Genomic DNA, 21,460 nt, shown 5'->3' on the forward strand with positions numbered 1-21,460 from the left:
TGAAGACAGGTTATTCAACCACGTGCAGACCCCGCAATGGTACGAAAAAAATCAGGGTTTTGACGACGTGCGGCATCTGGTGAGCCATGATTCCGGTCGCGTCTTGTGGCATTTTAAGGGTATCCCGGAACAGCTACCGGTACCCGCTCAACTGGCCCAACTGACCAGCGGTGCGTGGCGTGAAGCGCGCGCCAATCCCAACCTCACGGAATGTGACGGCGCAGAAGCCTGTCCCCGGACCGGTATCTGGGAGCCGATCGCATCGGACGACCATTCATTGCATAGTCTGGTTAACGGCGGATGGCGACAAACCTGGGTAGTGCAAGGACAAGCGTTCCCCGATCCGCGTCACAATTGGGCGGTAGATATTGCGGCCCATGACGTGATGTGGCGTTTGATTGAGGCGGGATGAAGGCGTCTGGCCTGCTGCGATCATCTGGATGGCAGCGGTGCGCATCGCTGTCACCCCTTTTGCTAGCGCTTACACAGCTGTGTCAGAAACCGCTATGTTCTGGACAATCGAATCTTTGTTGTTGCCCGCACCGTACCGATTTTATCCGCAAAAGTGCTTTCAATTCCTGAGGCGAGTCGGAGGGCGCTTGCAACTTAATAAGTTCGTTGCACACGATATCCGCGCTGTCGTAGTAACGCCTGCACGCTTTTATCGCCTACGAGATGCAGCATGCCGATACCGGCAAATGTGGTTTTTTCAGATTTTAGTAGCTTTTCGACGGCGTCAGCCAGCGCGGGATTGCGACCATCGAGCAATGTGCGCTGGATAAATTTGCCGGTGAAGGTTTCATCGCTCGTCATTTCTTTCATCAGCTTTTCCAGGCCGGACAGGTCGCCGCTGCGCCAGAGCGTTACTAAATCCAGTGCTTTGCGCGCGCGGACCGGGTCTTCCAGATCGTTGACGGTATCTTGCAGAAATTGATTCTGCTCGGCGATGGACAAGTCACCCAGTAGCGATAATTGATATTTCACGCTCTCCAGACCAATCAACGGTTTATGCTGGGTTTGTGCATAGTTGGAGAGGTAATTATCCACGCCTTGCTCTTTGGGAAAGCCGTTTCTGGCGTATTCTTCGGTAGTCAGCATCGTCGCCAACAGCCACGGTTTCATCCGAACGACATCAGTGGGCGTCATGCGGTATTTGTCGAGTAAGGCGTGTACTTGCCGGGTCAGTGCTGCGGGCATATCCTGTGCGGATGCGCTGTCGTTGGGGTATAGCGCATAGTGCTGCAGGAGTAGGTTGAGGGCTTGCGTATCGCTGGTGTCAATTTCAATCGCAATCCGGGACGACTGATTTAGCGCATCCATGACCGCTGGCGCGAGCGGGAAAAAGTCGGCACTGCCGACATGGATGGTTCCGAATAAATAAGTAGTGTGGCCGTCGCGCTGGACTTTGAATAGCGCCCCACCTTGGCGGGTTGAGGTCGTCGCCGGGTTCAATGATTTGGTGCTGGCATCCTTGGCGAGCGCAGTCACCGCGTACATGCCAGCCAGAAAAAAAGGGATCAAATAACGTGGCCGAAACTGTCGCGCACGTTGTTTCTGACCATCAATACCTGTAAACTTACAAAGCCTTTTAACCCGGCAACTCAAACTGACTATAATCTGGCGCAGCACATGTTCTCCTTGTTATATCGCGTTAGACGACGTCTTGCTGATTTTGGCGTGTGACCATTTTACTTACAACAGGCACTTTGCTGTCGGCGTGTTGATTGAGGAGGTCGTCGAAGGACGTTTTGATTGACAGCTTTTAAGGACGTGCGCGGTATTTCATTGCGCTCGACGCGCTTAAAAGCGTGAAACTGCAGCAATTTTAACCACGGCGGCATATCAAAGTGCCAATAAAAAACCAATTATAGGCGGCAAATGATGGCGGCAAATACGGCACCGCTCTGGTTGTTTGATCTGGATAACACGCTGCACAATGCATCGCATGCTTTTTTTCCGGCCATCAATGTCAATATGAATCGGTTTATTGCGCGCACACTTAGTGTTGATGGCGTGGAGGCTGATGCGGCGACGGTCGATGCTGTGCGAACTGATTATTGGGTGCGTTATGGTGCCACGCTGCTGGGCATGATGAAGCATCATGCGGTACGGGCCGATGATTTTCTGCGCGAAGCGCATCGTTTTGATGATCTGCACAGCATGATCAAGGCAGAACGCGGACTGATCAGTTTACTCAAGCGCCTGCCCGGACGGAAGATTTTGTTGACTAACGCACCACAGCGCTACTCTCGGGAAGTGATGCGTCATTTAGGATTGCATCGTCAATTCGGTAAGCATATTTCGATCGAATCGATGCATGTACATCGCCAGCTTCGACCTAAACCGTCGCCGCATGTATTGCGCAAACTGATTGCGCGGGAGGGCATACCTGCGCATCGTTGTATTTTGGTTGAGGATACGCTGGAGAATCTGAAATCGGCCAAGCGTCTCGGCATGCAAACGGCGTGGGTGACCGGGTATTTATCCAAAACCGCCAAAATAGCGAGGTTAAAAGGTCAGTTGTTACAGACAAATCTGACAAAGCGCACCCGTTATGTCGATGTCAAAGTAAAATCCGTGCGGCGACTGGCGGATAACCTGCATCGGCTACGCTAATTATTCACAGCATACAAACTGATACGACAATAAGATGGCAACAATTAAACCTGGTGAACGTAAGCTGCAGATTCTTCAAGGGCTGGCAGCCATGCTCGAACAACCAAAGGGTGAAAAGATCACCACCGCCGCATTGGCGGCTAAACTGGCAGTATCGGAGGCTGCGTTGTACCGTCATTTTGCCAGCAAGGCACAGATGTTTGAAGGGCTGATCGAGTTTATCGAGACCAGTGTATTCAGCCTGATCAATCAAATTACCGTGCAACAGGACAAGGGGTTGATGCAGGCAAATGCAGTGGCGTTGATGTTGCTGAATTTTGCTGAGCGCAATCCCGGTATGACGCGGGTGATTATTGGTGAGGCACTAATCAACGAAGATCAACGGTTACAGGTACGGATGAATCAATTTGTAGACCGGATTGAGATGTCGTTAAAACAGTCGTTACGGATCGCCGCCAGTCAGGGCGAGACCAGCGAGCAGGAGGTGATCATTCGTGCCAATATATTGGTCAGTTTTGTGCTGGGACGCTGGCAACGGTTTGCCAAGACGCGGTTTCAGCAAAAGCCGTGCGACGGCGCGGCGCAACAAATCGCTTTGATTTTAGGCTGATCCATTCCAGAGTGGCAGAGTCGATGGTGTGCAGCCTGGCTGCAAGGTAGCAATAAAAACAGCGCGACAATAACGCGACAATGGCTTTAAAAAGGCCGAATACCATAAAGGAGTCTTCGTATGAAAAAAAGCTTGTTGAGATTATCCCTGACTGCGGCGGTTGCGCTGACCTTGGGCGCGAACGTTACCACGGCATGCGCGCAAATTAAAGTCGGCGTCAGCGTATCGGCGACCGGTCCTGCCGCGTCGCTAGGTATTCCGGAGAAGAATACCTTCGCATTGCTGCCAAAGGAAATTGCCGGTCAAAAAGTCGACTATATTGTACTGGACGACGCGACCGATACAACCACTGCGGTCAAGAACGCACGCAAACTGATCACTGAAGACAATGTCGATTTGTTGATTGGCTCGACGACGACACCGAATACGCTGGCAATGAGCGACGTCGCGGCAGAATCCGGTACGCCGTTGATTTCGATGGCTGCGTCGGCATCGTTAATTGAGCCGGTCGACGCCAAGCGACACTGGATTTTTAAGTCGCCGCAAAATGACTCGCATATGGCGACGGCGATCGTCGCTCACATGACCGACGCGGGTGTCAAGACTGTGGCTTTTATCGGCTTTTCGGATGCCTACGGTGAAGGTTGGTATCGCGAGTTTTCCAAGCTGGCAGAATTACGCAAAATCAAGATCGTCGCCAACGAGCGGTTCTCGCGACCGGATACCTCGGTCACTGGGCAAGTGTTAAAAATATTGAGCGCTAATCCTGATGCCGTGCTGATTGCCGGCGCCGGTACGCCCGCCGCATTGCCGCAAAAAACGTTAAAAGAGCGTGGCTACAAAGGCAAGATATATCAAACCCATGGCGTGGCCAATAACGATTTCTTGCGGGTCTGTGGCAAGGACTGTGAAGGCACGTTTTTGCCAGCTGGACCGCTGCTGGTAGCCGAACAATTGCCTGATAGTAATCCTGTCAAAAAGTCGGCGATGGCATACCGCGCCGCCTACGAAAAAGTTTATGGCGCTGGCAGCATATCGACCTTCGGTGGGCATGCATGGGATGCCGGCCAGCTTTTGGCAGCCGCAACGCCTGCTGCCCTCAAAAAAGGCAAGCCTGGCACGAAAGAATTCCGCGCTGGATTGCGCGATGGTATCGAAGCGATCAAGAATTTGGCGGTGTCGCATGGCATCGTCAACATGAGCCCGACTGACCATGTCGGTTTTGACCAGCGTTCACGCGTGATGGTGGAAGTCGTCGGCGGTAAATGGAAGTTGCTGGGTGCTGCCCGCTAGTCCAGGCCAAGACTATTTGTCTTTGACTAACCGTTCTTACTGACAAGCTTCGTTCTCACCTTTGTTGCCGCTGACTGGAGTGTTTTCCACTTCGTCAGCGGCAATCTCATTTTAGGCACTTTATGGACCTCTCAATTGCCGTGATCCTGGCGCAGGACGGGCTTACCAGTGGCGCGATCTATGCGTTACTGGCACTCGCGCTCGTGTTGGTATTTTCAGTGACGCGGGTAATTTTTATACCGCAAGGCGAGTTTGTTGCGTTTGGTGCATTGACGATGGCAGCGTTGCAGGCCGATAAATTTCCGCTGTCTGCCACTTTGCTGGTGGTGTTGGGTTGTTTAAGTTTTGCGCAGGAAGTCTGGGCGATTGTCAGCACGCCAGAATCCCGGCTGACGGCCAGTCGCAGCATCCCTGTTGCCGCTCTCAAATTCGTGCTGCTGCCTTTAGCCATTTACGCGCTGGTGTATGTCTACGGGCATGCCAGTTTGCCGATGGCGCTTCAGTTGTTGTTGACGTTGCTAATTGTGATGCCGATGGGACCCATGATTTATCGACTCGCGTTTCAGCCATTGGCCGAGGCCAGCACGTTGGTGTTGCTCATTGTCGCAGTTGCGGTCCATTACGCGTTGATTGGTATTGGTCTGTTGATGTTTGGCGCGGAAGGCTCGCGCACTATCCCGTTTTCTGACGCCCGGTTTGACTTAGGCGGCCTTGCAGTAACGGGGCAGAGCATGGTCATTATCGGCGTGTCGATCGTTTTGATTGTGGCGCTTTATCTCTACTTTGAGCGCACCCTGTCCGGCAAGGCGTTACGTGCGACAGCCGTTAATCGGCTTGGTGCCCGACTGGTTGGCATCGGTACGGCGCAGGCTGGGCGTCTTGCGTTCATGCTCGCGGCGGGACTGGGTGCCCTCTGCGGCGTGCTGATCGCGCCGCTGACGACGGTGTATTACGACAGTGGTTTTCTGATTGGTCTGAAAGGATTTGTCGGTGCAATTATTGGCGGTCTGGGCAGTTATCCAATTGCCGCAGCCGGTGCGTTGCTGGTGGGTTTGCTGGAGTCGTACTCATCATTTTGGGCCAGCGCGTTCAAAGAAGTGATCGTGTTTACGCTGATCATTCCGGTGCTGTTTTGGCGCTCGCTGACGAGCCGGCAGATTGATGAGGGGGATCAATAATGCGCGCCTTTTCCTGGCTTGGCATCGCGACACCGGTCGCGGCTGCGATCTTCGTGCCGGTGTTTGTGCTCATCGTGGTGCTATTTCCGGTTTTACCCACGCCTGAATACTGGATTACGCTCGCCAACTATATCGGCTTGTACGCAATTGTCGCGCTCGGGTTGGTGTTGTTGACCGGCGTGGCAGGCTTGACCTCGTTTGGTCAGGCAGCCTTTGTTGGTCTGGGCGCTTATACCACCGCTTATCTCAGCACACATTTTGGCATATCGCCGTGGATAGGATTAATGGCCGGGCTGATCGTGACGATGGTCGCCGCCTTGAGTCTCGGTGCGATCACGATGCGACTTTCGGGGCACTATCTTCCTTTAGGGACTATCGCCTGGGCGCTATCGTTGTTTTATTTGTTCGGCAATCTGGATTTTCTTGGCAAGTACGATGGCCTCAACGGCATACCTTCGATAAACCTTTTTGGTGTCACGCTAGACAATGGGCGCAAGATGTTTTATCTGATTTGGGCGATATTGTTGCTGGCGTTACTAGGCATGCAAAACCTGCTGAACTCACGCATGGGGCGGGCAATTCGCGCGTTAAACGGTGGTGGCGTAATGGCCGAGGCCATGGGCGTCAATACGGCGTGGGTCAAGATCATCATTTTTGTGCTGGCGGCATTGCTGGCGAGCGTGTCCGGCTGGTTATATGCGCATTTGCAACGCGCTGTAAATCCGACACCCTTCGGATTAAATGCAGGTATCGAGTATTTATTCATGGCCGTGGTGGGTGGCGCAGGTTACGTGTGGGGCGCGATTCTCGGGTCAACTTTATTAACCTTGCTCAAAGACCAGTTGCAGTCGTGGCTGCCTAAATTGCTAGGGTCAAACGGCAACTTTGAAACCATCGTCTTTGGTCTTTTTATGGTGTTGTTATTGCAGCGGGCACGGGACGGATTATGGCCCTATTTGCGCAAGTTGCTGCCGCAAAAGCGTAGCGTTATCGCGCCCCTGACAGCACCGGCATTGGTGAGGCGCTTAAAGCCGTCACACGGCCAAATCGTGCTGAAAGTTGAGCGCGCACGCAAGCAATTCGGTGGGTTGGTCGCTGTCAATGACATGAGCTTTAATGTAGCAGCGGCTGAAATCGTCGGCTTGATCGGTCCCAATGGCGCGGGGAAATCAACGATGTTTAATCTGGTCACGGGTGTCTTGCCACTGACTAGTGGATCTGTGAAATTTTTAGCATCGGGTGAATTACGTGAAATCGCCGGGTTGCCGTCGCGCCAGATTGTCCGTCGCGGCATTGCCCGAACGTTTCAGCATGTGCGCTTGCTGCCGACCATGACGGTCTTGGAAAATGCGGCAATCGGCGCTCATTTGCGGGGCAAAAACGGCGATGTCGCAGGCGTTGGGAATGGCTTGTTGCGGCGTAATAAAGCAGAAGAAAACGGTTTGTTGTTTGAGGCTAAAATCCAGCTCGAACGCGTCGGCTTGGGTGCTTTGCTTTACGAAGAAGCCGGTAGTCTGGCGCTCGGACAGCAGCGCATATTGGAGATTGCCCGCGCGCTGTGCTGTGACCCGTCGTTGCTATTACTGGACGAACCCGCCGCCGGTTTGCGTTACCACGAAAAACAAGCCTTGGCCGCATTGTTGCGCAAGCTCAAAACAGAGGGCATGAGTATCTTGCTGGTAGAGCACGACATGGATTTTGTCATGACGCTGACTGACCGTCTGGTCGTCATGGAGTTCGGTACCAAGATTGCCGAAGGATTGCCCGCCGACGTGCAGCAAAATCCGGCGGTACTGGAAGCCTATCTGGGAGGTATCGATGACTAAACCAATTGTTGATCTTTTGGTGGCATCCATGGCGACGCCGGTGCTGGAAGTCGACGCGTTACACGTAGCCTACGGCAAAGTGGAAGCGTTACATGGCGCGACTTTAAAAGTAGGCGCAGGCCAGATCGTCACTGTCATCGGCCCGAACGGCGCAGGCAAGTCCACGATGCTGAATGCGATTGCTGGCGCGATGCCACATAATGGCGGTGCTCGGGGCAAGGTCCGTTTGCTGGGGCACGATTTGCAAGGCGTGCCCATCGAGGCGCGAGTGGCACGTGGCATGAGTCTGGTCCCGGAAAAGCGGGAATTATTTGCCAGCATGAGCGTCGCGGATAACCTGTTGCTGGGATCGTATCGACGTTATAAAGCGCGGGAAAAAGGCTACGCCGACCAGTTGTCGGTAGTCTACGATTTATTCCCCCGGTTGCAGGAGCGACGCCATCAACAAGCCGGCACCTTATCGGGTGGCGAGCGCCAGATGCTGGCGGTAGGGCGGGCCTTGATGGCCAAGCCGCAGCTATTGATGCTGGACGAACCGAGCCTCGGTCTAGCACCGCTGATCGTTAAGGAAATTTTTCACATTATTGTGCGCCTCAAGCAAACGGGCGTTGCCATTCTGCTGGTCGAACAAAACGCGCGTGCAGCGTTACAGGTGGCGGATTATGCCTACGTACTTGAAACCGGCGATATGGTGATGGAGGGCCGGGCAGATCAATTGGCGAGCGACCCAAAGGTGGTTGCTGCATACCTCGGATTAGCAAAAAAGACGGTATGAAAACAGGCAAATTTGACCGGTTTTTTATTTGAGCCGACCGCAGGCTTTCTCCAAAAACATACACTCCGCTGCAACAACGCAGCAAATATGCTAAATTCTGTTGTCGGTTGGTCGGATAGCAATGTCCGGGCAATCGTGCACGTTCTCAGGGCGGGGCGAAATTCCCCTCCGGCGGTAATGGCACGCAATGTGTCTAGCCCGCGAGCGCTTGTCGAGCACCCGATTTTGGTGCCGCGATAAGGTCAGCAGACTCGGTGTGATCCCGAGGCCGACGGTTATAGTCCGGATAAAGAGAGAGCGGGATGATGTTAAGGACCGGTTTTGAGTCTATGATCGTGGAGGTGCTGATTTTGCGCTGATATGCAACAATCAGCGTTGATGTCTGCACGATCCCCGACGAAGAACGGGTTCTGGGTGGTGCTCACGCATACCCTGTAAATCCCTATCAATCCAAAATGCCCTGTTTTTTAGCATTACTAAAAACAGGAGTAATTAAATGTTGCAACAAGTATCCACTACAACTACCAAGCCTAAAGCAGGCCAACGGATTGCTTTCGTGCAGGCCGGATGGCATCGTGACATCGTCGACCAGTGCCGTCTGTCATTCATTTCAGAAATGAACAGTCAGGGCTACGACGCGTCGACCATCGATTTTTTTGAAGTCGCCGGTGCTTTTGAAATTCCGTTGCATGCCAAATTGCTGGCTAACAGCGGAAAATACGCCGCCGTTGTCGCAGCCGGTCTGGTAGTCGATGGCGGAATTTATCGGCATGAATTTGTTGCCCAGGCGGTGATTTCGGGCCTGATGCAGGTGCAGTTGGAAACCTGTGTGCCGGTTCTGTCTGCCGTCCTCACGCCGCATCATTTCCACTCCGGCGAAGAGCATCAGAAATTCTTCTTCGATCATTTTCTGGTCAAGGGTGCAGAAGTCGCAAGAGCCTGCGCCGCAACCATCCGCGCGGTGCAAACTTTGCGTGAATTGAGTGCGCCTGACGCGGCGGTAAATGCTGCCAGGGTATTGCAGACGGCTTAAATACGGTGCGTCATCGGTCGGGTTGGTTTAGGGTTGATGACGCATTGCCGATTTGGCTAAACCCTTAATATCTGCAAAGGCGCATCAGAGATTATTTACCTGTACGGGTGCTTTGCTTTAGGATCACCGAGTCGGCAAGGAGGCTAAAGTCTGTAGGGCTATTTTATGACCGCAATAGCCCACGGATTAATAACGGTAACACTGGCGGCCTCATAGGGGGCCGTATCACGGGACGCCACGATGAATCCGCGCGAGGCTGCGATCGCGGCAATGTAGCCATCCGGTGTTGGAAATCCTCGTCCGGCAACCTTGGCCGTAACTGCCAGCTTGGCATAGTGCCGTGCTGCATCGGTGTCAAATGGAAGGCCCCGATCCCTGAACAGCCGCATCATATCGTCAAGGACCTGTGCCAGCATATCTTTGCGCCTGCTGATCGGGAGTGCTCCGATCCCAAACAATAGCTCAGCCAACGTAACGCTGGACAGATATAGCGTTTCGGCGGCTTGATCGTTCAGCCAAGCCCGCACAGCCGGGTGCGGTTCGGGTTTCATCGCCTCGGAAATGACGTTGATATCGAGAACTATCATTCAAACCTCAATGGCTCGGCGGGCGTTTTGTCTTTTATTTGCTCGAAGACCTCGAAATCCTCGTTCGTAAGACCGATCTTGCGGCCTAATGCGGCGAGCGCATCACCCAGCCGCACACGCGACTCTGGTTTAACCGCACACGCCAGAATCTCGCGCACTTCGGCCTCGGTACTATGCCCATGTTGCGCAGCGCGCACCCGTAAAGCTCGATGTACATCGTCAGGAAGATTGCGTACTGTTAACATCGCCATAACATCACCTTGAAAAAACGCATGCGATGCATTCATCGTAGCCGATTGAATGTAATTCTACAAGGTTGCTCTAAATCACTGTGAGGAGATATTGAATGTAAGGTTATTCATTCATGTTAGCCAAGTTATCCCCAGCGCTTCGTCGAAATCTGAGCGGCAGAGCCCGGACCCGGTTCAGGTTGAATGGGTACTACCGCAGACCGGACAATCAGCATCTCGCCCAACATTAATCCGCGTCCACTCCATCGCACGCGCGTCCAGCATCAACAATTGTCCTGCCAGCGAAGTGCCGATTCCCACAATCAGTTTTAACGCCTCGGCTGCTTGCGTGCTGCCGATAATCCCCACCAGCGGCGCAAATACGCCCATCGAAGAACATTGCACTTCTTCAAATTCCCGGTCTGGCGGAAACAAACAGGCGTAGCACGGCGAGCTTGCAGAGCGTGGATCAAACACGCTGAGCTGACCATCAAACTGGATCGCTGCACCTGAGACCAGCGGCACGCGATGTGTGACGCAGGCGCGATTGACGGCATGGCGCGTGGTGAAGTTGTCGCTGCAGTCAAGGACCACGTTGGCGGCACTGATCAGTGCATCAAGCCGCGTCTGGTCGGCGCGTTCAGCTACGCAGATAACTTTGATGTCGGGGTTTATTGCGTGCAGCGCAATTTTTGCCGAGGTGACTTTCGGTTGACCGATACGGTCGCTCGTATGCAGGAGCTGGCGCTGTAAGTTAGTCAAATCGACCGTGTCGTCGTCCACCAGCGTAAGTGTGCCGACGCCCGCCGAAGCCAGATACATCGCCGCGGGTGAACCTAAACCGCCAGCGCCTATGATCAATATGTGCGCTGCCAGTAATTTCTCCTGACCTTCGATGTCGATGTCATCCAGCAATATATGCCTGGAGTAGCGCAGCAGTTGTTGATCGTTCATGGTAGCGGGCTATCGTTTCCGGATGAAATGGCGCGATAAAGAATGGAGGAAAGAAGGAAAAAAGCCGCATCAATGGTGATGCGGCTCTGGTCGTTCAGGTGCCGAAAGAAGCTTACTTCTTATCGACTTTTTTGGTGCTATCTTTCTTGACGTCTTTTTTGTCGTCTTTGTCGGCAGCTGCATCTTTTTCCGATTCAGCTGGCGGTGTGGCTTTTGCCAATTTTACCGGCAAACCTTTGAGAAAATTCACTGCTTGCGCTAGCTGGAAGTCTTCTTTCGAGCCAAATTCTAACGGCTTGCGTTTCTTTGACAGGGCGATCAGACGTTGGTCTTCTTCCAGTTCATCCGCTTTTGGCACTCCAGCGGCTTCCGCTTCCTTATCTTTATCGTTGGTCAAATGTTTAGTCAGGTCCGCTTCGCGTACCCGCAGGCCTTTGAGCAGATCGCCGTCAGCGTATTCATCCACCAGCATATCCGGGATAATGCCCCGCGCCTGAATCGAGCGGCCATTAGGCGTGTAGTAACGCGCCGTCGTCAGCTTGACCGCAGTCTGACGATCTGGGGGCAGGGCGACGATTGATTGCACCGAACCCTTGCCAAAAGTTTGCGATCCCATGATGGTAGCGCGCTTGTAGTCTTGCAACGCACCGGCGACGATCTCGGACGCGGAAGCAGAACCGGTATTGACGAGGACAACCAACGGGATCTTTTTGACCGCGTCAGGTAATTTTGCCAATCCATCCTGACCTGGACCGGACGCGTAAAATTCCGGTTTGGCATAAAACGTTGCTTTTGAGCTAGGCAATTGCCCGTTGGTCGTGACGACGACGACATCCTTCGGCAAGAAGGCTGCCGACACACCGATTGCGCCCGGTAAAACGCCACCCGGATCGTTGCGTAAATCGAGGACCAAGCCCTTCATATTTGGATTTTCCGCGTACATGGCTTCAATTTTTTTAGCCATGTCGTTGACGGTCGGCTCCTGGAATTGCGTGATGCGCACCCAGCCGTAACCCGGTTCAACTACTTTAGCCTTGACGCTTTGCACACGAATTTCCTGGCGCGTAATGGTGACGATAATTGGCTTGTCTTCATCCTTGCGCGCAATGGTCAGCTTGATTTTGGTATTCGGCTCGCCACGCATACGCTTGACAGCCTGATCCAGCGTTAAACCCTTGACCGGGGTTGCGTCAAGACGGGTGATCAGATCACCTGCCTTGATGCCAGCGCGATAAGCGGGAGAATCTTCAATCGGTGAGATTACTTTGACGTAACCTTCTTCCATCCCGACTTCAATGCCGATACCGACAAATTTCCCCTGCGTCATTTCACGCAGTTCTTTGTAGCCTTTTTTGTCCAGATAAGACGAGTGCGGATCGAGCGAAGCGACCATGCCGGAAATGGCTTCGGTTAGCAGTTTTTTGTCGTCTACCGGTTCCACATAATCAGACTTGATCAGTCCAAATACGTCGGCTAATTGCCGCACTTCTTCTAGTGGCAGTGGCGCTGTTGCGCTCTTCTGCGCAATGGCATCAAACTGGATCGAGGCAGCGATGCCGGCGACCACGCCTAAACCGATTAGGCTGATATTCTTGAGCTTACTTCCCATGTTTCACCTAATAGTTACCCAACTGATGGGGTCAAACGCACGGCCCTGATGCCGAATTTCAAAGTATAAACCTGATTGTTCGTTGCCGCCGCTGTTACCTGCTTTAGCAATAATATCACCCGCTTTTATGACATCGCCGGGATGCTTCAATAATGCCTGATTGTTGCCGTAAATAGTCATGTATTCACTGCCATGATCAATAATGATCAGGTTTCCGAATCCCCGCAACCAGTCTGCAAAGACGACTCTGCCAGCCGCGACCGCTTTAACTTCGGTTCCTTCTGGTGCCCGAATGAATAAACCTCTGGAAGGAGGTCCGTCACCGCGCTTGCTGCCGAATCGATTGGTAAGCACTCCCCGTACCGGCGAGTGCAATAGTCCGCGCATTGACGCAAACGACTTGCCATATGCGGCTTGCGGATCAATGTCCGGGGTTGCGTCATTGTGCACCAATGGCGCTATCGGTGCTGGCGCGACCGGCATTGGTGCCATAGCCACCTGCACTGGCGGTTGATCGTCATCAATAGGATCGGGGACAAATGCAGGTTGTGTTGCCGTAGGAACGGGTGCCAGAGCAAGTCCTCCTTGGGCGCTATTTTTATGTTGTGCCGTGGCATCGTGCTGGCGCTGCAGATGCGCTTGGGCGCGCGCAAGTTGTGCTTGCTTCTGTGCTTGTTTTTGAGCCTCTTTTTTTGCTATGGCTTGCGCGATAGCCTGCGCTCTGGCCAGTGCCGCCGCTTGCGCAGCCGCCTGTGCTCTGGCTAGTTGTGCCTGACGGTGTTGTTCGCGCAGAATTGCCTCTGCCTTCTTTTGTGCCTCAATCAAGACGGCGAGCTTATCAACCAATCCAGCCAGACGCTGTTCGTCGCGGGCTGTTTTGCCGACTTCCTGACGCTGCGCAATCAGTTTTCCTGACAGTTGGGTTAACAGTATTGCACGGGTTTTCTTCTCTTTTTCGAGCACCGATTTTTGGGTCCGCTGTTCTAGCGCGATTTCATCGAGTGCATTTTTTGCGTTTTGCGTGTCGGCTTGATTCGCTTCAATAGCCAGTAAGTTGACGCGCAGCGCTTCGATTAACTTGGCCTGGGCTTTAGAAACGTAGCCCAGATATTGCAACTGACGATTGATTTTGTTGGCATTTTCGCCTGATAACAACAACTTCAGTCGGTCTTCATTGCCGGCAACATATTGCCGCCGCAACAAGGTGGCCATCTGGGTTTGTTGCAGCGTCACGGTTTTGCTCAACTCTTGATGTTTTTTTGATAAATTATCTAAGGTAGCCTGCGTGCCTGATTGCTCCTGACCAAGATCAAACAGCGCCCGATTGGCTTTTGAAATGGCGGTTTCGGATTCTGCTAGCGCATCGGCGGCATCACCTTTAGCGGTTTCAGTCTTGTCAATGTCCCGTTTTAGGGCGTTTAATTTTTCCTGGAGTTCATCCCGCTCCGTCTCGGCGACTTCTTTTTGTTTGCTGCGTTCTGTAACCTTCGGCGCTGTCGCGGCTCGCGCATCGGTTGCCACGACCAGTGTGGCATTGACGAAGAACATGGCAGAAAGCAGTGCGGCGTATCGCAACGCCTTATCAGGCATTGCGATAGACAGCACACAAGTGCGGAGGCCGCGCAGGGTTACCCGGGCGGTAATCCATCTCAACAGAGCGATATTTATTTCGCTTTCCCCTGATTGGCGACGGCGTGCATCGCCGCTGCGATGGCAGCCTGATCGCCCAGATAGTAGCTCTTGATCGGTTTCAGGTCCGCGTCAAGTTCGTAGACCAGTGGCTGACCATTGGGGATATTGAGACCCACGATATCCGCGTCGCTGATGCCATCCAACATCTTGATCAAGGCGCGCAAGCTATTGCCGTGAGCAGAGATAATGATGCGTTTGCCGCTGCGGATTGCGGGGGCGATCGTGTCGTCCCACGCAGGAATGACGCGCGCCACAGTATCTTTGAGGCACTCTGTCAGTGGAACCTGATTACGGCCCAACGCAGCGTAACGAGGGTCGTCATAGGATGCGCGCGGATCGGCGGCGTCTAGTTCAGGCGGCGGCGTGTCGTAACTGCGACGCCATACCATCACTTGTTCATCACCGTATTGTGCGGCGGTTTCGGCCTTGTTCAGTCCTTGCAATGCGCCATAATGACGCTCATTCAGACGCCAGTCGTGTTGCACGGGCAACCACATCAAATCCATTTCGTCCAGTGTTCCCCATAGCGTGCGAATAGCGCGTTTAAGCACCGAAGTGAACGCCAGATCAAAGGTTAACCCGGCTTCCTTTAGCAGTTTTCCGGCTTCGACAGCTTCTGCCACGCCTTTTTCGGTCAGGTCAACATCCACCCAGCCGGTGAACCGGTTTGCCAAATTCCAAGTGGACTCGCCATGGCGCATCAATACAATTTTATACATTGTGTGTGGTAGTAAGTAGTTGTTAAATAATTAAAAAACAATTCAAATCAATCCAATGAATGAATCGATTGCAATAGAACTTACGCAAAATCTTCCCAGCAAGGCGTGCCGACGAAGAGAGTACGCGATTACGGCCAGGAAAGCACAACGCAGCTGAGGCGGTTTTGCGTAAGTTCTGCTAGTGCGGCCAGGAAAGGATAACGCGGCTGGGACGGTTTTGCGTAAGTTCTAATATGATGCTCCAGCTTCTATTTTATAATGGCAGGATTAACTAATACCATTGGATCACTGTGAAATTCTTGATTGATAATATTTTTGTGCTCGGATTGGTCATTTTATCGGGCGGCGCACTGATTTTCCCTTTATTGCAACGACGCGGCAACAAAGTCACAACGTTGCAAGCAACGCAACTCATTAACCAAGGCAAGGCATTAATACTGGATGTGCGTGAGGCTCAAGGCTTTTCTGCTGGTCATTTGATCGATTCGAAGAATATTCCACTGAAAGATCTTACAACCCGGTTGGTGGAAATAGAAAAATTCAAAGCGAAAAACGTTATTGTAGTCTGCCAGACCGGAGCGCAGTCGTCCAAAGCTTCGGCCCAACTCGCGATGGCAGGCTTCCAGCAGGTTTACAGTCTTGACGGTGGTATCGCAAGTTGGCACACCCAAGGTCTGCCGACCATCAAATAACGAATAGAAGAGAACCTTATGACTGCTCCAGTTTTAATGTATAGCACCGCCGTTTGTCCTTATTGCATGCGCGCAGAACAATTGTTGAAGGCCCGCGGAGTAGAGGACATTGAGAAAGTACGGATCGACCTCGACCCGCAGCAACGCGACCAGATGATGAAAAGAACCGGGCGCCGTACCGTCCCCCAAATTTATATCGGTGACACCCACGTGGGTGGTTTCGATGATTTGAATGCGCTTGATCAGGCTGGCAAGCTGTTACCTTTGCTGCAGGGCGCTTAGGAACCAATTTGATATTTTATTGCCTCACAAGGTCATAAACTGAACGGCTGTTTTGCGCGCGGATCCGCAGGATTGTGATAGTGTGCGGCAGCCAAGGCGGTTGAAGCTGGTTATGTGTCTCTGTAAACATTGCAGGCGTCTTTGACAGTGATCTTTGCATCGTCAGATCAGTGCAGAGACGTTTTTGTTTGTTATTACCCTGGTTACGGATGTTAATTCATCCATTTTTAAATTTATTGAAAGAGTTTTATGGCCGACGAAATTAAGCAAACTGAAAATACCGAATCCGACAGTCCAGTGTTTCAGATTCAGCGTGTGTACCTGAAAGATTTGTCGCTAGAGCAACCGAACTCGCCGGGTATTTTTTTGGAACAAGACGCACCGCAAATCGAAGTCGCCGTTGACGTTGGTGCAGAAGCGCTGGCCGAAGGCATCTATGAGTCGACCGTGACGATTACGGTGACTGCCAAGGTCAAGGACAAGGTTGCATTTTTGGTTGAAGGTAAGCAGGCCGGTATTTTTGAAGTGCGCAATGTTCCGGCAGAACAACTCGACCCACTGCTGGGCATTGGTTGTCCAAATATCGTTTATCCTTATTTGCGTGCCAATATCGCCGACGCGATCACGCGCGCTGGTTTTCCGCCAATCCACCTTGCGGAAATCAATTTTGAGGTGTTCTATCAACAGCGCACTTTAGCGCTGGCTGAGCAGCAGGGAAGCAAAGATAGTATTGCAGTTGACGGTAGCAGCGCGATTAACTAATACTTCTAAGCGTAAAATTAAAGCTTGGGTCGCCGCGCCGGACATTGTTCGGTGTAGCGCTGTGCGGGCGCATTTGCGAAGTACAGTGACACGGTTTTGATAATGAGTAAGAATACTTACGGAAAGTCTTCCCGGCAACGGGCTGGTCAACCCTGCCGATGCAGACGGTACGCAGACACGGCCAGGAAAGCACAACGGCGCTGGGGCAATTTTGCGTAAGTTTTCGGAGACGATAGAATGAAATATATGCGCGCGAGCGATATGATAATGGCGTCGATAGTGGCCTCTGTATTGGCATTTGGTGCAATCAATGTAGCGCACGCGCTCGATTTCAAAGCCGTGGGCGCGGCACCTGTCATTTTTTACGATGCGCCCTCCGAAAAAGGACGGCGTGTTGCTATTGCCCCGCGTGGCATGCCTGTAGAAGTGGTATTGACTTACGGCGACTGGACCAAAGTACGTGATGCAAGCGGTGATTTGTCATGGGTGCAGACGGCCGGATTGTCGGGTAGTCGTACGCTGCAGGTCAAGGTTGCGAACGCCAAGATCCGTGCCACCCCGAGCGACACCGCGCCGCAAGTCTTCAGCGCCGATAAGGGCGTTCTTCTAGAATTGGTCGAGCCTGTTGTCTCAGGTTGGGTTAAGGTGCGTCACCGCGACGGTCAGTCAGGCTACGTAAAAGCGACCGAGGTATGGGGAAGTTAACGCAGCAATCTTAAAAGATTGCTTTGCATTTCGCCTGAATCCTGAGCGCCTGATCGCAGTGTCGACTGCCGGGCCAATGTGGCTACCATCCAACCTTTTAGACAATGTTTTCGTAACTATGGCTAATTGCTGGTAGCCGATTTTTTGGTGACTTGCGATGATATTCATTGCTGCGGCAGACGCACCATAGCTACCGCCTGACGGTTAATTCCTAATGTTTTATTCTACGATCGGCCGCTTGTGACCGTTGATTCCTCACCAATGAATATCACCATCCTCGGCGCGGGCGCCTGGGGTACTGCGCTTGCGATTGCGCTTGCGCAGCGCCACAACGTTTTATTATGGGGACGCAACCCGACTGTCATCGCCGCCGCCGCAGCGCAGCGTGATAACACTACCTACTTACCTGGTTTTCCATTACCTGCCAATTTAATCGTCACCGCAGATTTTGCGCAGGCGATCGCGCATGTCGGCTTCGATGTTGCGGGCGAAAATAGTCTTTTGATTGTTGCATCCTCAGTGGCTGGCATGCGTTCTCTGTGCGAACAGTTGCGTGGTCTGGCTATCCCCAATATTGTATGGCTCTGTAAGGGCTTTGAAGAAAATACGCGATTGCTACCGCACCAGATCGTGCGTCAGGTACTGGGCGATGCTATTCCTGCGGGCGCGCTTTCCGGACCCTCTTTTGCGCAGGAGGTGGCACGTGGCTTGCCTTGCGCGCTGGCGATAGCGACCAGCGACCTGGCGCTTTCCGAGCGTGTAGTGGCGGCGGTACATGGTTGTAATATTCGCGTGTATTCGACTGACGATATGATTGGCGTAGAAGTCGGCGGCGCGGTAAAAAATATCATGGCAATTGCAACCGGTCTGGCAGATGGACTACATCTTGGCTTAAATGCCAGAGCAGCGCTGATCACCCGCGGGCTAGCTGAAATAACCCGGTTGGGATTGGCATTGGGCGGTCGCAGCGAGACTTTCATGGGTTTGTCAGGTGTCGGCGATTTGATACTGACTTGTACCGGTGACTTGTCACGTAATCGCAAAGTCGGGCTGGCGTTAGCGCAAGGCAAAAGTCTCAATGATGTGGTCGCTGAGTTGGGTCATGTTGCGGAGGGTGTGCGTTGTGCCGCTGCGGTGCTGACACTTGCACAAAGGCTTGGCGTGGATATGCCGATTACCACCGCGGTCGCTGGCGTATTGTTCGACGGCGATGCCCCAGGCACGATGGTTGACCTGATGTTAGCGCGCACACCGCGTGAAGAATCAGCTTGAACGGACTGACGAGGCCAGTTTCTCTGCTAACGGTACTGCCAGCGACTAGATGGTTTCAGCAATCGGGGAGCAGGCCCCGAAGTGCTGGAAACGACATCCACCGGTAACGCCCAGTTATCGCGCTATGACATATACACTACGACACATACCCTACAACACATAACGCGACAAGTCCTCGTTCACAGCCAGCGCCCCCAGGCGTTGATCGACATAAGCAGCGTCGATTTTCAAAGTTCTTTCGCTGGTATTGGTGGCCGCGTACGAGATTTCTTCCAGCATTTTTTCCATCACGGTATGCAGGCGCCGCGCACCGATATTTTCGGTTTTTTCATTCACCGAAAACGCGATTTCAGCCATTCTGGTAATCCCTTCAGGCACAAACTCCAGCGTCACGCCCTCTGTCGCCAGCAGTGCTTCATATTGCGTGGTAAGACAGGCGTCGGTTCCTGTGAGGATCCGTTCGAAATCGGAGATGGAGAGCGAGTCAAGTTCAACCCGTATCGGAAAACGGCCTTGCAGTTCCGGAATCAGATCCGAGGGCTTGGCAAGATGAAACGCACCCGATGCGATGAACAATATGTGATCCGTTTTGATCATGCCGTACTTGGTGTTGACAGTCGTACCTTCTACCAGCGGTAGCAGATCACGTTGCACGCCAGCGCGCGACACATCGGCACCGCCAGTTTGTGAGCGTGTTGCAATCTTGTCAATTTCGTCCAAAAAAACGATACCGTTTTGCTCAACGTTAAAGATAGCCATTTGTTTTAACTCATCTTCGTTAAGCAACTTGGCGGCTTCTTCCTCGACCAAAATCTTTAGCGCATCCTTGACTTTAACCTTGCGACTTTTCTTGCCCTTGCTGCCCATCCCGGAAAACATCGATTTAATCTGCTCAGTCATCTCTTCCATGCCAGGCGGCGCCATAATTTCCATCTGCGGAGCGCTTTCGGCCAGTTCGATTTCGATCTCACGGTCATCGAGAGATCCCTCACGCAATCGCTTACGGAAGGTCTGTCGCGTATTATTGCCATTGTCCCGGGTGTCGCTAACGAGCGGCGTATCCTGCTCGGGATGAAAACCAAAATCACGCGCTGGCGGTACCAGAATATCGATGATGCGGTCTTCTGCGGCATCCTCTGCGCGCGAACGTAGCTTGCGCATTTCGGATTCGCGAGTTTGCTTGATCCCTATATCAATCAGGTCGCGAATGATGGTTTCTACATCGCGACCGACATATCCGACTTCGGTGAACTTGGTAGCCTCAACCTTGATAAATGGCGCGTTGGCTAATTTGGCCAGCCTGCGTGCAATCTCTGTCTTGCCAACGCCTGTGGGGCCAATCATCAGGATGTTCTTAGGCGTGATCTCATGCCGCAATGGCTCGGCAACCTGCTGACGCCGCCACCGGTTGCGCAGCGCAATTGCGACGGCCCGTTTGGCTTTGTCCTGTCCCACCACATGTTTATCAAGCTCGGAGACGATCTCTTGCGGAGTCATGTTGATGTTCATGTTCATATCCATTTTTTTCGGTTCCGGGTAAAGCCATGCCGTTGCAGGTTGAGAGCTGGGTATAAATCATATTGATTTATATTGATTGAGCGTACCATGTGAGCATAATGATAAGCCCATAGTTAAAAAGGTGCGGCCAGGGTAATCAGGATGCGCGCAACTGTTAATCGAAACACTCAACATTTGTCCGGGTGGCGTTAATTGAGAGTTTCGATGATGTGCGATTGATTAGTATAAATACAAAGATCACCCGCAATAACCAGCGATTTTTTGACGACCTCGGCGGGCGATAATGTGGTGTTTTCGTAAAGCGCCTTGGCAGCGGATTGTGCAAAAACACCGCCAGAGCCGATTGCGCCGATGCCATCCGTCGGCTCAAGTACGTCGCCATTGCCAGTAATGACAAGTGTGGTGTCGCGATCAGCGGTCAGGAGCATTGCCTCAAGGCGACGCAACATGCGGTCTGTACGCCATTCTTTGGCCAGGTCTACCGAAGCGCGCATCAAATTGCCCTGATGCTTCTCTAATTTGGCTTCAAATAAATCAAGAAGCGTAAATGCGTCTGCGGTCCCGCCAGCAAAGCCAACCAGAACCTTGCCCTGATAAAGCGTGCGCACTTTACGTGCGGTGCTTTTCATTACAATATTGCCCAGCGTTACCTGACCATCGCCACCCAAAGCCACGCTATTACCGCGTCGTACTGACAGGATGGTGGTGCCGTGAAATTGTTCCATTTTGTTTGCCTAAAAAAGCGGACCGAGCGTGCGGCAGTTTGATCAGCTGCACGTATCGGACCAGTTATGCGGCGCCCGGACGTCGGGCGTACTCGCAAAGTGTTGCAAGCTATATTACCAGCGCAGGATCGTAACCTTGAACAACCAATGTGTACTTAAAAAAATGGGGGCGGCCTCCGTGATTACAAGCATCGGTTCGTGCAAATTAAGACTTTAGAAAGGGTACGCGTTAGTCTGCTGCTAACCCGGTATTAACCCGCGGCGCTCCACCTCGCGTCCCATCGCTCATATACCGTGCATCCACCGCCGGGACCCGTGCGAATGTACTACCCTCACTCAAATTATTCCATTGTACCGACGGGCCGCGTGTTCTGCCCAATCG

21 protein-coding genes, 1 pseudogene and 1 riboswitch are annotated in these 21,460 nt (G+C 52.7%); of the genes and pseudogenes, 13 read left to right on the forward strand and 9 right to left on the reverse strand.

The genetic code is table 11. The features are described from left to right. Positions 1–412 (forward strand): annotated as a pseudogene (locus HAV38_RS13965) (hypothetical protein); the annotation flags it as partial. 194 nt (positions 413–606) lie between these two features. On the opposite strand, the gene HAV38_RS13970 reads toward HAV38_RS13965, so the two are convergent. Next, positions 607–1,521, reverse strand: coding sequence for a TraB/GumN family protein (locus HAV38_RS13970; protein WP_168056013.1), 915 nt, complete (start codon positions 1,519–1,521; stop codon positions 607–609). 360 nt (positions 1,522–1,881) lie between these two features. Here HAV38_RS13970 and HAV38_RS13975 point away from each other — a divergent pair, with 360 nt between their 5' ends. From HAV38_RS13975 to HAV38_RS14005, 7 genes are all read left to right on the forward strand, one after another. Continuing rightward, positions 1,882–2,616, forward strand: coding sequence for a pyrimidine 5'-nucleotidase (locus tag HAV38_RS13975; protein ID WP_168056066.1), 735 nt, complete (start codon positions 1,882–1,884; stop codon positions 2,614–2,616). 34 nt (positions 2,617–2,650) lie between these two features. Continuing rightward, positions 2,651–3,226 (forward strand): nucleoid occlusion factor SlmA, encoded by a 576-nt coding sequence (gene slmA, locus HAV38_RS13980; protein ID WP_168056014.1) that lies wholly within the window; start codon positions 2,651–2,653, stop codon positions 3,224–3,226. 120 nt (positions 3,227–3,346) lie between these two features. Beyond that, the gene (locus HAV38_RS13985) at positions 3,347–4,519 is read left to right on the forward strand and encodes an ABC transporter substrate-binding protein (protein WP_168056015.1); all 1,173 of its coding nucleotides are present in this window, start codon (positions 3,347–3,349) and stop codon (positions 4,517–4,519) included. A 122-nt stretch (positions 4,520–4,641) separates the two neighbouring features. Beyond that, on the forward strand, positions 4,642–5,697 hold the full coding sequence (locus HAV38_RS13990) for a branched-chain amino acid ABC transporter permease (protein ID WP_168056016.1): 1,056 nt from the start codon (positions 4,642–4,644) through the stop codon (positions 5,695–5,697). Then, entirely contained in the window at positions 5,697–7,523 is a 1,827-nt protein-coding gene (locus HAV38_RS13995; RefSeq protein ID WP_168056017.1) for a branched-chain amino acid ABC transporter ATP-binding protein/permease, read from the forward strand. Before HAV38_RS13990 ends, HAV38_RS13995 begins: the two co-directional genes overlap by 1 nt. Before the next feature lie 28 nt (positions 7,524–7,551). Beyond that, entirely contained in the window at positions 7,552–8,298 is a 747-nt protein-coding gene (locus HAV38_RS14000; RefSeq protein WP_168056067.1) for an ABC transporter ATP-binding protein, read from the forward strand. Between the two features lie 137 nt (positions 8,299–8,435). Then, a riboswitch (FMN riboswitch) is annotated at positions 8,436–8,601 on the forward strand. Positions 8,602–8,794: 193 nt separating this feature from the next. Next, entirely contained in the window at positions 8,795–9,331 is a 537-nt protein-coding gene (locus HAV38_RS14005) for a 6,7-dimethyl-8-ribityllumazine synthase (protein ID WP_168056018.1), read from the forward strand. Between the two features lie 158 nt (positions 9,332–9,489). Here the strand turns inward: HAV38_RS14005 and HAV38_RS14010 are convergent, their stop codons facing one another. The 6 genes from HAV38_RS14010 to gpmA all read right to left on the reverse strand — a co-directional run bounded on the left by HAV38_RS14010 (position 9,490) and on the right by gpmA (position 15,122). After that, the gene (locus HAV38_RS14010; protein ID WP_168056019.1) at positions 9,490–9,918 is read right to left on the reverse strand and encodes a type II toxin-antitoxin system VapC family toxin; all 429 of its coding nucleotides are present in this window, start codon (positions 9,916–9,918) and stop codon (positions 9,490–9,492) included. Beyond that, positions 9,915–10,169 carry a FitA-like ribbon-helix-helix domain-containing protein gene (locus tag HAV38_RS14015; protein WP_168056020.1) on the reverse strand — a complete coding sequence of 85 codons (255 nt, stop codon included), beginning with the start codon at positions 10,167–10,169 and terminating at the stop codon, positions 9,915–9,917. Before HAV38_RS14015 ends, HAV38_RS14010 begins: the two co-directional genes overlap by 4 nt. A 174-nt stretch (positions 10,170–10,343) precedes the next feature. Beyond that, entirely contained in the window at positions 10,344–11,102 is a 759-nt protein-coding gene (locus HAV38_RS14020; protein ID WP_168056021.1) for a HesA/MoeB/ThiF family protein, read from the reverse strand. Between the two features lie 112 nt (positions 11,103–11,214). Continuing rightward, positions 11,215–12,711 (reverse strand): S41 family peptidase, encoded by a 1,497-nt coding sequence (locus tag HAV38_RS14025; protein WP_168056022.1) that lies wholly within the window; start codon positions 12,709–12,711, stop codon positions 11,215–11,217. 3 nt (positions 12,712–12,714) lie between these two features. After that, positions 12,715–14,259 (reverse strand): murein hydrolase activator EnvC family protein, encoded by a 1,545-nt coding sequence (locus HAV38_RS14030; protein ID WP_168056068.1) that lies wholly within the window; start codon positions 14,257–14,259, stop codon positions 12,715–12,717. 116 nt (positions 14,260–14,375) lie between these two features. Beyond that, entirely contained in the window at positions 14,376–15,122 is a 747-nt protein-coding gene (gene gpmA, locus HAV38_RS14035) for a 2,3-diphosphoglycerate-dependent phosphoglycerate mutase (RefSeq protein ID WP_168056023.1), read from the reverse strand. Between the two features lie 290 nt (positions 15,123–15,412). Between gpmA and HAV38_RS14040 the strand changes: the two genes are divergently transcribed. The 5 genes from HAV38_RS14040 (at position 15,413) to HAV38_RS14060 (ending at position 18,835) form a co-directional block, all read left to right on the forward strand. After that, positions 15,413–15,814, forward strand: coding sequence for a rhodanese-like domain-containing protein (locus tag HAV38_RS14040; RefSeq protein WP_168056024.1), 402 nt, complete (start codon positions 15,413–15,415; stop codon positions 15,812–15,814). Positions 15,815–15,832: 18 nt separating this feature from the next. Continuing rightward, entirely contained in the window at positions 15,833–16,096 is a 264-nt protein-coding gene (gene grxC / locus HAV38_RS14045; protein WP_168056025.1) for a glutaredoxin 3, read from the forward strand. Between the two features lie 249 nt (positions 16,097–16,345). Next, positions 16,346–16,858 (forward strand): protein-export chaperone SecB, encoded by a 513-nt coding sequence (gene secB, locus HAV38_RS14050; RefSeq protein WP_168056026.1) that lies wholly within the window; start codon positions 16,346–16,348, stop codon positions 16,856–16,858. Between the two features lie 246 nt (positions 16,859–17,104). Further along, complete coding sequence (locus HAV38_RS14055; protein ID WP_168056069.1) at positions 17,105–17,563, forward strand: SH3 domain-containing protein; 459 nt, start codon at positions 17,105–17,107, stop codon at positions 17,561–17,563. A 261-nt stretch (positions 17,564–17,824) separates the two neighbouring features. Further along, positions 17,825–18,835: an NAD(P)H-dependent glycerol-3-phosphate dehydrogenase gene (locus HAV38_RS14060; RefSeq protein ID WP_168056027.1), complete on the forward strand. Its 1,011-nt coding sequence runs from the start codon at positions 17,825–17,827 to the stop codon at positions 18,833–18,835. A 150-nt stretch (positions 18,836–18,985) separates the two neighbouring features. Here HAV38_RS14060 and hslU read toward each other — a convergent pair whose 3' ends face one another. Both hslU and hslV read right to left on the reverse strand, forming a co-directional pair. Next, positions 18,986–20,338 (reverse strand): ATP-dependent protease ATPase subunit HslU, encoded by a 1,353-nt coding sequence (gene hslU, locus HAV38_RS14065; RefSeq protein ID WP_280730153.1) that lies wholly within the window; start codon positions 20,336–20,338, stop codon positions 18,986–18,988. A gap of 203 nt (positions 20,339–20,541) precedes the next feature. Continuing rightward, on the reverse strand, positions 20,542–21,078 hold the full coding sequence (gene hslV / locus HAV38_RS14070) for an ATP-dependent protease subunit HslV (protein ID WP_168056028.1): 537 nt from the start codon (positions 21,076–21,078) through the stop codon (positions 20,542–20,544). Positions 21,079–21,460: the final 382 nt, after the last annotated feature.

It is taken from the genome of Glaciimonas immobilis (assembly GCF_011947285.1).
Classification (GTDB): Bacteria; Pseudomonadota; Gammaproteobacteria; order Burkholderiales; family Burkholderiaceae_D; genus Glaciimonas; species Glaciimonas immobilis.

Excerpts from the sequence above, each read along its gene's own strand:
- HAV38_RS14005 (WP_168056018.1), top strand. The coding sequence starts at position 8,795 with ATGTTGCAACAAGTATCCACTACAACTACCAAGCCTAAAGCAGGCCAA.
- HAV38_RS14060 (WP_168056027.1), top strand. The coding sequence starts at position 17,825 with ATGAATATCACCATCCTCGGCGCGGGCGCCTGGGGTACTGCGCTTGCG.
- HAV38_RS14055 (WP_168056069.1), top strand. The coding sequence starts at position 17,105 with ATGCGCGCGAGCGATATGATAATGGCGTCGATAGTGGCCTCTGTATTG.
- HAV38_RS14010 (WP_168056019.1), bottom strand. The coding sequence starts at position 9,918 with ATGATAGTTCTCGATATCAACGTCATTTCCGAGGCGATGAAACCCGAA.
- HAV38_RS14020 (WP_168056021.1), bottom strand. The coding sequence starts at position 11,102 with ATGAACGATCAACAACTGCTGCGCTACTCCAGGCATATATTGCTGGAT.
- HAV38_RS14030 (WP_168056068.1), bottom strand. The coding sequence starts at position 14,259 with ATGTTCTTCGTCAATGCCACACTGGTCGTGGCAACCGATGCGCGAGCC.
- HAV38_RS13975 (WP_168056066.1), top strand. The coding sequence starts at position 1,882 with ATGGCGGCAAATACGGCACCGCTCTGGTTGTTTGATCTGGATAACACG.
- HAV38_RS14000 (WP_168056067.1), top strand. The coding sequence starts at position 7,552 with ATGGCGACGCCGGTGCTGGAAGTCGACGCGTTACACGTAGCCTACGGC.
- slmA (WP_168056014.1), top strand. The coding sequence starts at position 2,651 with ATGGCAACAATTAAACCTGGTGAACGTAAGCTGCAGATTCTTCAAGGG.
- hslV (WP_168056028.1), bottom strand. The coding sequence starts at position 21,078 with ATGGAACAATTTCACGGCACCACCATCCTGTCAGTACGACGCGGTAAT.
- gpmA (WP_168056023.1), bottom strand. The coding sequence starts at position 15,122 with ATGTATAAAATTGTATTGATGCGCCATGGCGAGTCCACTTGGAATTTG.
- HAV38_RS13985 (WP_168056015.1), top strand. The coding sequence starts at position 3,347 with ATGAAAAAAAGCTTGTTGAGATTATCCCTGACTGCGGCGGTTGCGCTG.
- secB (WP_168056026.1), top strand. The coding sequence starts at position 16,346 with ATGGCCGACGAAATTAAGCAAACTGAAAATACCGAATCCGACAGTCCA.
- HAV38_RS14025 (WP_168056022.1), bottom strand. The coding sequence starts at position 12,711 with ATGGGAAGTAAGCTCAAGAATATCAGCCTAATCGGTTTAGGCGTGGTC.
- grxC (WP_168056025.1), top strand. The coding sequence starts at position 15,833 with ATGACTGCTCCAGTTTTAATGTATAGCACCGCCGTTTGTCCTTATTGC.
- HAV38_RS14015 (WP_168056020.1), bottom strand. The coding sequence starts at position 10,169 with ATGGCGATGTTAACAGTACGCAATCTTCCTGACGATGTACATCGAGCT.
- HAV38_RS13995 (WP_168056017.1), top strand. The coding sequence starts at position 5,697 with ATGCGCGCCTTTTCCTGGCTTGGCATCGCGACACCGGTCGCGGCTGCG.
- HAV38_RS13990 (WP_168056016.1), top strand. The coding sequence starts at position 4,642 with ATGGACCTCTCAATTGCCGTGATCCTGGCGCAGGACGGGCTTACCAGT.